6 protein-coding genes and 1 pseudogene are annotated in these 9,339 nt (G+C 69.5%); 6 read left to right on the top strand and 1 reads right to left on the bottom strand.

The features are described 5' to 3' along the window. Window positions 1–533 precede the first annotated feature (533 nt). The 4 genes from ACFWP7_RS32555 to ACFWP7_RS32540 all read left to right on the top strand — a co-directional run bounded on the left by ACFWP7_RS32555 (window position 534) and on the right by ACFWP7_RS32540 (window position 3,713). The gene (locus ACFWP7_RS32555) at window positions 534–1,331 is read left to right on the top strand and encodes a BTAD domain-containing putative transcriptional regulator (protein WP_384388826.1); all 798 of its coding nucleotides are present in this window, start codon (window positions 534–536) and stop codon (window positions 1,329–1,331) included. A gap of 139 nt (window positions 1,332–1,470) precedes the next feature. Further along, window positions 1,471–1,902, top strand: a complete 432-nt coding sequence (locus tag ACFWP7_RS32550) for a hypothetical protein (RefSeq protein ID WP_384388823.1) — start codon at window positions 1,471–1,473, stop codon at window positions 1,900–1,902. A 69-nt stretch (window positions 1,903–1,971) separates the two neighbouring features. After that, window positions 1,972–3,516, top strand: coding sequence for an acyl-CoA carboxylase subunit beta (locus ACFWP7_RS32545; protein WP_384388820.1), 1,545 nt, complete (start codon window positions 1,972–1,974; stop codon window positions 3,514–3,516). A gap of 11 nt (window positions 3,517–3,527) precedes the next feature. Beyond that, window positions 3,528–3,713: an acyl-CoA carboxylase epsilon subunit gene (locus tag ACFWP7_RS32540; RefSeq protein WP_384388817.1), complete on the top strand. Its 186-nt coding sequence runs from the start codon at window positions 3,528–3,530 to the stop codon at window positions 3,711–3,713. Between the two features lie 19 nt (window positions 3,714–3,732). On the opposite strand, the pseudogene ACFWP7_RS32535 reads toward ACFWP7_RS32540, so the two are convergent. Further along, a pseudogene (locus ACFWP7_RS32535) lies at window positions 3,733–3,900 on the bottom strand (type II toxin-antitoxin system Phd/YefM family antitoxin); the annotation flags it as partial. A gap of 470 nt (window positions 3,901–4,370) precedes the next feature. On the opposite strand from ACFWP7_RS32535, the gene ACFWP7_RS32530 reads away from it, so the two are divergent. Both ACFWP7_RS32530 and ACFWP7_RS32525 read left to right on the top strand, forming a co-directional pair. Continuing rightward, window positions 4,371–8,018 carry an AAA family ATPase gene (locus ACFWP7_RS32530; RefSeq protein WP_384388814.1) on the top strand — a complete coding sequence of 1,216 codons (3,648 nt, stop codon included), beginning with the start codon at window positions 4,371–4,373 and terminating at the stop codon, window positions 8,016–8,018. A 369-nt stretch (window positions 8,019–8,387) separates the two neighbouring features. Further along, entirely contained in the window at window positions 8,388–9,155 is a 768-nt protein-coding gene (locus tag ACFWP7_RS32525) for a glycosyltransferase family 2 protein (RefSeq protein WP_384388811.1), read from the top strand. Window positions 9,156–9,339 lie beyond the last annotated feature (184 nt).

Raw genomic sequence — 9,339 nt, 5'->3', positions numbered from 1 at the left:
CCTCAAAGGTCGGGCCCTCAAAAGCCCACGCAGGTTCGAATCCTGCCCTCTCCGCAACACATATTCCGATGACGGCCGAATTACGGATTTCGGGTTAGGGATTTCGGGTTCCTGAATTCCTGCCCGAACACGCCACCGATGTCATCGGATCCGCCGGGCAGCCCCCCTTCCCGACGGAGCGAGCACCCCGGCGGGCCGCCAAGGGACGAGGCCCGCCGGGGTGTGACGCGCGCCCCGTCGGGCGACACACCCCCGCCCCGCCCACCGCCCACGGACCCACTCGGCGACCACTCCACAGGTCAGCACACCTCCCACTCGCACCGCACCCCCTTCCATGAAAAAATACCTTCTCAAACGAATTATTTTGTGAGAGGATCCTGGCCGGGAGGAAACTCCAGGCCCGCGCCCCATCAGGTAGCCCGGAGATCGCCAGACGCCGCCCCCGCCCGCGCCCCACCGCAGCGCGACGGCCAAGACGACCCCCCACCGTGTTCCGTCGTTCACGCAGCACGAACGCCAAGGGGGAAAACGGCATGCTGAACTTCTCGATTCTCGGTGCGCTCCAGATCCGCACCGCACTGGGCCCAGCGGAGATCTCCGGCGATCTCCAGCGCACCCTCATCCAAACCCTGCTGGTCAACGAGGGACAGTCCATCTCCGGCGAGAGCCTCGTCGAGGAGATGTGGGGCGACTCCGTACCGGAGAACCAGGCCAACGCGCTCCAGGCCCACATCAGCCGGCTCCGCCGCAAGCTGAAGAGCCTGGAGCCCGACCGGACCTTAGCCCGGGTGACCATCCACCCCTCCGGCTACCGCCTCACCGTCCACGAGGGCGAACTCGACGCCGCCGAGTTCATCAACGCGGTCCGCCAGGCCGAGCTCGCCACCCAGACCGACCCGGCGGCCACCGCGAAGCTCCTCGGCACCGCCCTGTCCATGTGGCGCGGCCCGGTCTTCGGCGACTTCACCGGCGGCACACTCTGCCAGCTCGCCTGCGCCCGCTACGAGGAGTACCGCATGCGTGCCATGGAGCTCCGCTTCGACGCCGAACTGCGCCTGGGCCGGCACGCCGCCGTCCTCGCCGAACTCCACGAGGCCCACAGCAACCACCCCCTGCGCGAACGCTTCTGCGAGCAGCTGATGATCGCCCTCTACCGTTCCGGCCGCCAGGCGGACGCCCTCAACGTCTACCGCCTGGTGTGGCTGCACCTCTCGGACGAGCTCGGCATCGAACCGTCGCCCGCGCTGCGCCGCGTGGAACACGCGATCCTCTCCCACGACCCGTCCCTGTCGCCCGGAGTCGCGTCCCCGTTCGCCCTCCAAACGGCCTGAGACACCGTCCCGCGCGCGGACACGCCAGGACCGCCCCAGCTCCCGAGCGTGTAAGCCAGCCGTCAGCACCCGGTCAGCCCGGATTGCGACGATCGCAGTGGAAGCAGACACCAACTGCCCCCACTCACCGGGAGATTCCATGACCACGAGCCAGACCTCAGCACCCCTCGCGGCCACGGCGGACCGCTCGGCGGCGGCACGCCCCCTGCGGACCTTCCTCGCACTCGACGCCGCCGTCACCGCCGCGAACGGCCTGATCTACCTGGTCGCCGCCGGCCCTGTCGGAGATCTTCTCGACCTCAGCCCCGGCTTCGTGCGCGGCATCGGCGTCTTCCTCACCGTGTACGGCGCCCTCGTCGCCCTGCTCGCGTCCCGCCCGGTCCCGTCGGCCACCGCCACCAAGGCAGTGATCGAGGCCAACGTTCTGTGGGCGGTCGCGAGCGTCGCCACCGCCGTATTCGGCTGGTTCGACCCGAACACGGTCGGCACGGTGTGGATCCCGCTCCAGGCAGCCGTCGTCGCCGCGTTCGCCGCCCTGCAGTTCAACAGCCTGCGCGCGCTGGGCCGCTGACGCCCCACCGCATCAGCCAGGCCGCTCTGCCATCCGGCGACCCGGCAACGCCAACCGACAGGGAGAGAGATGAAGTCCCAAGTCGCGGAGCTGGCCGAGATACGGGAGCGGGCCCACGCCGGCCCCAGCGAGAAGGCCACCGCCGCACAGAAGGCCAAGGGCAAGCTGACCGCCCGCGAACGGATCGGCCTGCTCCTCGACGAGGGTTCCTTCCAGGAGGTCGAGCAGTTGCGCCGGCACCGGGCGACGGGGTTCGGCCTGGAGGCCAAGAGGCCGTACACGGACGGTGTGATCACCGGCTGGGGCACGGTCGAGGGCCGGACGGTCTTCGTGTACGCGCATGACTTCCGTATCTTCGGCGGTGCGCTGGGCGAGGCGCACGCCACGAAGATCCACAAGATCATGGACATGGCCATCGCGGCCGGGGCGCCGCTGGTGTCCCTGAACGACGGCGCGGGAGCCCGTATCCAGGAGGGCGTGTCCGCGCTCGCCGGTTACGGCGGCATCTTCCAGCGCAACACCAGGGCGTCCGGGGTCATCCCGCAGATCAGCGTGATGCTCGGCCCCTGCGCGGGCGGCGCGGCCTACAGTCCCGCCCTGACCGACTTCGTGTTCATGGTCCGCGAGACCTCGCAGATGTTCATCACGGGCCCGGACGTCGTCAAGGCGGTGACGGGCGAGGAGATCACCCAGAACGGTCTGGGCGGCGCGGATGTCCACGCCGAGACCTCCGGTGTCGCGCACTTCGCCTACGACGACGAGGAGACCTGCATCGCGGAGGTCCGCTACCTCCTGTCGATGCTGCCGCAGAACAACCGCGAGAACCCCCCGCGCGTCGCGTCCGAGGACCCCGCCGACCGCCGCTCCGACGTCCTGCACGACCTGGTTCCCGTGGACGGCAACCGTCCGTACGACATGACGAAGGTGATCGAGGAGCTCGTCGACGACGGCGACTACCTTGAGGTGCACGAGCGTTGGGCCCGCAACATCATCTGTGCGCTGGCCCGTCTCGGCGGCCAGGTCGTCGGCATCGTCGCCAACCAGCCGCAGTCCCTCGCGGGTGTGCTGGACATCGAGGCCTCCGAAAAAGCTGCGCGCTTCGTCCAGATGTGTGACGCCTTCAACATCCCGATCGCCACCCTCCTGGACGTACCCGGGTTCCTGCCCGGTGTCGACCAGGAGCACGGCGGAATCATCCGGCACGGCGCGAAGCTGCTGTACGCGTACTGCAACGCGACGGTGCCGAGGATCTCGCTGATCCTGCGCAAGGCGTACGGAGGCGCGTACATCGTCATGGACAGCCAGTCCATCGGCGCGGACCTCACCTTCGCCTGGCCGACGAACGAGATCGCCGTGATGGGCGCGGAAGGCGCCGCCAACGTCATCTTCCGCCGCCAGATCGCCGAGGCGGAAGACCCCGAGGCCAAGCGTGCCGAACTGGTCAAGGCATACAGGGCCGAGCTGATGCACCCCTACTACGCCGCCGAGCGGGGCCTCGTCGACGACGTCATCGACCCCGCGGAAACCCGCGAGGTGCTGATCCGCTCCCTGGCGATGCTGCGCTCCAAGCACGCGGACCTGCCCTCCCGCAAACACGGCAACCCCCCTCAATGACGGAGGCTCCCATGACCACCCCCGGCATACGCATCGAAAAGGGCGAGACCACCGACGAGGAGCTGGCCGCCCTCACGGTCCTCCTCCTCACCCGCTCCACCCCCACCACCTCTACCGACCCCGACCCCGACTCCCCCCACTCCAGCCCCTGGCGCCCCGACCCCTTTCACGCCCCGCACAGCTGGCAGACGTCGTGACCGCACCGCCTCGTCCTCCGCGCAACAGATAAGCCGTCTCCTTCAGGGACTCGTAGTCCTCAAGGGAGACGATGACGACCGGGTCATGTCCGTCGCGGGTGATGACGACCTCCTCACGGTCGTCGGTAACGGCATTGAGCACCTCGGCGTACCTCGGCCTGCGGCGAATACCGCTCGCGCGCGGCAAGGGGGCCGACCGGGCCGGCTGGAGGTGGCAACCGGCGGGCGGCGCCTGCATGCCGCACCGTTCGGTACCGGTCCCTCCCCACGTGGGGACCGGTACCGAACGGTGCGGGCGGGGTGGATCCGAGCCGGGTTGCCGTGGTGGCGTGCCGGCGCGGATCGAGGAGTGGGGCGGGCCCATGGTCGGTGCGAGGGCGGTTCACGGATCTATCGGGCCACGCGACGAGGTGTTCTCCGCCGTCTCGTCAGTCCAAGCGAAGTTGACCGAAAACATGCAGCGTCATGAGGTGCTCTCCGAGCGCCGTGCTGGTGGCCTGTCCGGGTGGTGCGAGGTGGTTTCGTCGGTGCATCGTGATCCTGCCAGTTGTGACCGCCGACGAGGAGGTTCCGGTACCGGAGCGATTACGTAACCGCAGGTCAGCCATATAAGGTGAGTTTTCCGGTCCGGATGTTCAGGTGCGGGGAAAGTAAGGGGTGGAGGCCTTGAGTTCCGACTCAGGGGCACGCACGGCCTTCGCGGAGCGTCTGGCGCTGCTGTACAGGGAAGCCGGCAATCCTCCCCTCAATCGCGTGGCCGAGGCGGTCGTACGGCTGCAGCGGATCGACGAAAAGGGGCGGCCCGTACGGGTGTCCGCGCAGCGCATCAGCGACTGGCGACGGGCCAGGAACGTGCCCGCCCAGTTCGCCGCCCTCGCGTCGGTGCTGCAGATCCTGATCCCCGAAGCACGGCGCTCACGGTCCTCGCCGGTGTCCCCGGGCCTGTACGACCTGGTCCAGTGGCAGCGGCTGTGGGAGCAGGCCTTGGCCGATCCCGTCGGCGACCGCGCCTCGGCAGCCGCGACGTCAGCGGCATCGGCTGAGGGGGATGAGCAGTCCGGCCTCGAAGCCTCGACCGGCGTCGGCGTGTGCCCGTACCGGGGACTGGCTTCGTACCGTCAGGAAGACGCGCGGTGGTTCTTCGGCCGTGAGCGGAGTACGGACGCCCTCATCGCTCAGCTCGGAGCCGCGGAGGACACGGGCGGCCTGGTCATGCTCGTGGGTGCCTCGGGGGCGGGTAAGTCCTCCCTGCTGAACGCCGGCCTGGTGCCCGCACTTCGGGACGGCGCACGCGACGACGACAGCCCGGCCAGGGTGGTCCTGCAACTCGTGCCGGGAGGCGACCCCCTCGCGGAACTGACCGACCGGATCCCCGAGCTCGCGCAGGTCGTGCTCCCCACACAGGAACCTGCGGCGAAGGACCCCGGCACTCGGCGCTTCGCGCACGGCGTGCGCGAAGCCGTCACGGCGTGGGCCCGACGCGAGGCAGCCGACGGCAGCCGTCCGGTCCTCATCGTGGACCAGTTCGAGGAGGCGTTCACCCTCTGCCCCGACGAGGCGCAAAGGCGCGCCTTCATCCAGGTCCTGCATGCCGCCTGCTCGCCCGCCGACCCCGGCGACCCCGCCCCGGTGCTCGTGGTCCTGGGCATACGCGCCGACTTCTACGAGCAGTGCCTCAGGTATCCCGAACTGGCCGACGCACTACAGCACCGCCACATGGTGCTCGGGCCGCTGGCCACCGCGGAGTTGCGCGAAGCGGTGACCGGCCCGGCCAAGGCCGTCGGTCTGGAACTCGAACCGGGACTCGCGGAGCTGATCGTCCGCGAACTGAGCGCCGACGGCCCCCGCGGGACGCACGACGCGGGGGTGCTGCCGCTGCTCTCCCACGCCCTGCTCGCCACCTGGCAGCGCCGGAAGGCGGGACGGCTCACGCTGGCCGGCTATCGCGCGGCGGGCGGCATCCAGGGAGCGGTCGCGGCGACCGCCGAGCGGGCCTGGTCCGGTCTCGACCCGGCGGCTCGCACGGCCGCACGACTGCTCCTGCTGCGGCTGGTCCGGCTCGGCGAGGACACGCAGGCCACCCGTAGACGCGGGACGCGGCGTCAACTGGCGGCGGAGTCGACGGACCCCGGCAAGACGGAGGAGTCGCTCGAGGCGCTGGTCCGGGCGCGGTTGGTGACACTCGACGCGGAGACCGTGGAGATCACCCATGAGGCGTTGCTCCACGCCTGGCCGCGCCTGCGTGACTGGATCGACGAGGACAAGAACAGCAATCTGCTGCGTCAGCGGCTGGAGGAGGACGGCAGGGCCTGGGAGGGTTCGAGCCGCGACACCTCACTCCTCTACCGGGGTTCCCGTCTCGAACAGGCCCGTGCCTGGGCGAAGTCCGCCGGGGACACCTTCCTCACGCGGAGCGCGGTGGAGTTCCTGGCCGCTTCGGTCAGGCTGCGCAAGCGCACGGTCTGGATCGGCCGCGGCGCGGTGGCGGCTCTGGTCGTCCTGGCGATGCTGGCCGTCGGTTCGGCGGTGGTCGCCTGGCAGCAGCGTAACGACGCGGTATTCGAGCAGGTGGTCGCAGAAGCCGATCGCGTGCAGTACACGGACCCGTCGCTGTCCGCTCAACTCGATCTGGTGGCCCACCGCTTGCGGCCCGACGACGAGGGTGCGAACAACCGGCTGATCTCGATCGTGAACGCACCGCTGGCCACACCGCTTCTCGGCCACACCGGCGCGGTCTACCTCACCTCGTTCAGTCCGAACGGGCGGATCCTGGCCACCGCCAGCTACGACAGGACCGTACGGCTGTGGGACGTATCAGAACCGACGCGACCCAAGCAACTGGGCAAACCCCTTACCGGACACACGAGTTGGGTGAGCAGCGCGGTCTTCAGCCCTGACGGCGGCACCCTCGCCAGCGCCTCCGACGACGGCACGATCCGGCTGTGGAACGTACAGGATCCCGGCCACCCGCACCCGCTCGGTGCGCCCTTGGCCGGCCACGGCGGCACGATCTACCTGCTCGCGTTCAGCCCGGACGGACAGACGCTGGCCTCCGCCAACGAGGATCACGTCGTACGGCTGTGGGACGTGCGCGAGCCGGGGCGCGCGAAGGAGCTCGGTGAACTGACCGGTGCCACGGCCGCCGTACGCTCGGTGGCTTTCAGTCCGGACGGACGGACGCTGGCGGCCGGCGGCGACGATGACGCGGTCAGGCTGTGGGACGTGGCCGATCCGCGCCGGGCGAAGCGGATCGACAAGGTGCTGACCGGGCACACGGACCTGGTGCACTCCGTGGCGTTCAGCCCCGACGGCCGCACGCTCGCCAGCGGCAGCGCGGACAACACCGTCCGGCTGTGGGACGTGGCGCCCCCCGACCGGCCGGCAGCACTGGGCGATGCGCTCACTCCCGCGGAGACCGAGGTCCGTTCACTGGCGTTCTCCCCCGACGGCCGCACCCTCGCGGCCCTGACGGCGGGCGCCGTACAGCTGTGGGACGTCACCGACCCGTCCCGGCCCGTCTCGTACGGGCCCGTCGAGCTGCGGACACGGTTCGCGGGCCCGGACACGCTGGCCTTCAGCCCGGACGGACACACACTGGCAACCGCCTACGAGGACCGCACCATTCAGCTCTGGGACGCCACCGACCCGTCCCGCCTCCTCCCGCTCGGCAAGCCGCTCCCCGGCCACAAGGGCTACGTCAACTCCCTCGTCTTCAGCCCGGACAGCAGCACGCTCGCCAGTGGCAGCGCGGACGACACGATCCGGCTGTGGAACGTGGCCGACCCCCGCCACGCCACCCAGCTCGGCGCACCGCTCACCGGGCATCTCGGCCCCGTCAACGCGCTCTCCTACAGCCCGGACGGCCATACGCTGGCCAGCGGCAGCGACGACGACACGGTCCGGCTCTGGAACGTCGCCGACCCCCTCAGGACAACGCCGCTGGGCTCGCCCCTCACCGGTCACACCGAAGCCGTCGTGTCACTGACGTTCAGCCAGGACGGCCACACCCTGGCGAGCGGCGGCAACGACAACACGGTCCGACTCTGGAACGTCGCCGCCCCCTCCGATGCCTCTCCCATCGGTCAATCGATGAGCCCCAACGCCAAGACGGGCAATTTCTTGTCGTTCAGTCCCAAAAGCCACATGCTCGGGGTATCGAGTGGCGCCGATACCGTCCGGCTGTGGGACCTCGACGTCGACGAGGCAATTCACCGTATTTGCTTGACCACTCGGGGTGTTCTGACATCGGCGAAATGGCATGAGTATCTGCCTCGCCTCTCGTACGACCCCCCGTGCGACCAGTAGCGGAGCCGCACCGGCCGACGCCCCGGAGACCGGCTGCGCCACGTGATCCCGATCACAACTCCTCAATACAGTCGGGCAGTCGGCTCCCGTTCCTCAATGACCCTTGTTAAGCTGTGGTCCGACCCGATCGCTGGTGCATCCCCCGTCTCCAGCGATCGGGTTCTTCCATGTCGACCATGAATTTCGATACCGGTCGCTGCCGCTGTCCTTGATCTCGCGTGTCACCGATCAATTTCAGAACAAATCTCCGAAAGAATTCAGCCTCCGCGTGAATTTTTCACTCACCAGGACCTCCGGAGGAGGTCATAAGCTGAGGCCCGAGTCGGAGCCTCTCTTCACCACTCCCCCGGAAAGGTGGTGACCGCTGCCGTGAGCCGGCGCATCATCATCGTCACCGCCGTCCACGGGCCCTCGGCCCGCTTCCTGCCGGAGGCCCACAAGTCGCTGCGCCAACAGGAGCTCCCGGACGACTGGGAGTGGCACTGGGTGATCCAGGAGGACGGGAGGACCGACGCCGTCGCCCCACACGTGCCCGAGGACGCGCGCGTGACCTTCCGCCGGGGCCGCCAAGGCCGTCCCGGCGGCCCCGGCATCGCCCGGACCCTCGCCCTCGCCGATGCCGACGGCGAGTACGTCAAGGTGCTGGACGCCGACGACCAGCTCGCTCCGGGCGCACTCGCCCGCGACCTGGCCGCCCTCGAGGGTGACCGCACCCTCGGGTGGGCGACCTCCCGGGTCCTGGACCTCCTTCCCGACGGCTCCACCGCCGGTTTTCCGGGCGACCCCGACAACGGACCGGTCGAGCGCGGGGCCGTGCTCGACTTCTGGAAGTCGAACGGTTTCCGCGCACAGGTGCACCCGGCCTCTCTCTTCGTACGACGTGACCTGGTCCTCGCGCTCGGCGGGTGGATGGCGTTGCCGGCCTCCGAGGACACCGGTCTGCTCCTCGCGCTGAACGCCGTCAGCCGGGGATGGTTCTCGCAGGAGGTCGGACTCCTCTACCGGAAGTGGGAAGGCCAGGCGACGGGACAGGCCTCGCACATCGACCCCGCCGAACGAGAAGCCCGTATGGCCGTGGTGGAGGCCAGGGCCAGAGCGCTGGCCTCATTCGACTGGCGCTTCCCGGCCTCCGGCTGAGGGGGAGGGGGTTCCGGGGGGTGTTTCCTCGCCCCTCCGCCCCTGCCCGTCCCTTGTTCCTGGGGCTCCGCCCCAAACCCCGCCAGGGGGCGCTGAAATCTTTCAACCCTGGCCGGGGCCAGAGGTTTCAGCCCGTCCGGCGTTTGAGGACGAGGCCGTCCAGGCCGAAGCGGGGGTCTGGGGG

The sequence above is a fragment of the Streptomyces sp. NPDC058470 genome, from assembly GCF_042721055.1.
Classification (GTDB): Bacteria; Actinomycetota; Actinomycetes; order Streptomycetales; family Streptomycetaceae; genus Streptomyces.
Note: the sequence above shows the minus strand (reverse complement) of the source record. Positions and strands in the feature narration are given on the sequence as shown.